This is a genomic window from Kitasatospora sp. NPDC093558, from assembly GCF_040683475.1.
In the GTDB taxonomy this organism is placed as follows: Bacteria; Actinomycetota; Actinomycetes; order Streptomycetales; family Streptomycetaceae; genus Kitasatospora.
This window is the reverse complement of the sequence record NZ_JBFBDY010000966.1, coordinates 1-1928: the sequence shown is the minus strand read 5'-3', so window position 1 is coordinate 1928 and position 1928 is coordinate 1. Positions and strand designations below refer to the sequence as shown.

Here is a 1928-nt window from a genome sequence, read left to right as displayed (position 1 = left end):
ACCCCCGCACCCGCCGCCCCGGAAGCCCAAGTCCACTCCGACCACAGCCTTTTTATACCGCCATGTCGCCGCAGCGCCGACCCCCACCCGCTGCCGCTCCGCCACGCGGGCGTCCGGGCCGTGGTCGTCGCCGAGCCGGTGTCAGCCGACGGTCAGCCGGAACGGGCCGGCGAGGACCGCGTAGCCGTCGTTGGCGAGGTAGTACACGTCGTACGTGCCCGCGCCGCTCAGCTTGCCGGTCGACAGGGTGACCGCGCCGCTCTGGTTGGGCGTGTAGGCCCAGGTCAGGGAGGAGCGGGAGCCGGGGGTGACGCCCGCCGGGTAGACGCCGACCCAGTTCTTGGCGCTGACCTTCGAGGTGTCCGGCAGCGCGTAGCGGAAGGTGACGTTGCCGCCGCCCGCGACCTCGTTCAGGTCGCCGGTGAGCGTCGGGCCGGTGGCCGTGGACGGGGCGAACGCGGCGTTGAGCGGGGTCGCGTACGTGTCGTTGGCGGTCAGCCCGGGCAGGCCGAGGGCGGACTCGATGGTGCGGCCGATGCTGTAGTGGTCGTAGTGCAGCGGGCTGCTGGTGCCGGCCGGGACGGTGCCCTGCGAGCCGACGGCGATGGTGGCGACGTGGTTGTACGCCTCGCCGGAGCTCTCGTCCCAGGTGAGGAGCAGGAGCGAGCGCTGCTGCGTCCACGCGGGCGAGGACAGGACCGGGGCGAGGGTCTGCTTCAGCCAGCCGTCCTGGACCTGGAGGCTGGTGGCGCTGCCGTTGCCGGAGGCCTCGCCGTCGTAGTAGTCGTCGGCGGCGATCCAGGAGAAGTTCGGGGTGGTGGCGGCCGACTTGAGGTCGGTGGTCAGCTGCGTGGTGTCGAACAGGTGGGCCGCGCAGCGGGCCGGGTTGCCGCTGATGTCGGTGTAGTTGATGAACGGCGCGTCGTCCGGCATGTACTTGGCGTCGTACTGGGTGGTGGTGTTGCAGGGCGTGCCCATGCCCTGCTCGTAGGCCTTCCAGGTCTTGCCGGCGTCCTCGATGGTGTCGCCGAGGTTGCGCTGCGGGGAGTTGATGTTGGGCCAGTAGGTGGCGCCCTTGGTGTAGGTGTCGCCGCCCGCGATGGCCATGTAGTTCTCGTCGCTGGGGTGGTAGACCCCGTGGGCGTCGGTGAGGGTGGCGCCCTGGGTCATGAGGCCGTGGATGAACGGGGTGTCCGCCGGGTCGTTCATGATCTGGTTGTAGTCGGTGTTCTCCATCATGACGGTGAACACGTGGTCGTAGCCGGGCACGGCGGACGCGGGCGGGGCGACCGGGGCGGGGGCGGCGACGGGGGTGTCGAGGGTGAGCGAGAGGTTGTCCAGGTAGCCGGTCTCGTTCGTGGTGGAGAGGAACTGCACCTCGACCTGGATCGACCGCGCGCCGGCCGGGACGGAGCCGGTGGCGCTGCGGGAGAGGAACTTGGTGGCGAGGCCGCGGTCGGTCGCGGAGACGGTCGGCAGCTTGGCGGTCGTGCCGACCGGGTTCCCGCCCGCGTCCTTGAAGTGCAGGCTGACGGCGACGTAGCCGCCGTACGTGGTCCAGCCGCCCAGCCAGCCGGCGAGGTTGTAGTGCACCCCGCCGCCGTCGATGGCCGCGGCGGCGGAGGAGACGTCGACGGTCTGCGCCATCGAGCCGTCGCCGAAGTTGCCCGGACCGAAGAAGGCCTTGCCGGGCGTCGCGCCGTCGTTCGGCAGGCCGAAGGAGCCGACGCTGTGACACATCACGTTGACGCCACCGGCCTGGACGGTCCAGCCGGGGACGGTGGTGGCGGCGCTCCAGTCGGTGGTGCAGTAGCCGCCGGCCTCCGCGTCGCCGTTGACGATCAGGTTGCCGCTGCCCGCCACCGCGTGGGCGGTGGCGGGGGCGGCGACGGCCGTCGCGCCGAGGAGGGGGAGGGCGGCGAGCATCC

General features: G+C 71.7%; 1 protein-coding gene. It reads right to left on the bottom strand.

All coding sequences use genetic code 11. The features are described from left to right. Positions 1–141: 141 nt before the first annotated feature. Positions 142–1928: alkaline phosphatase family protein (locus AB0O00_RS37455; protein ID WP_363659160.1), on the bottom strand; the 1787-nt coding region annotated here is incomplete at its 5' end.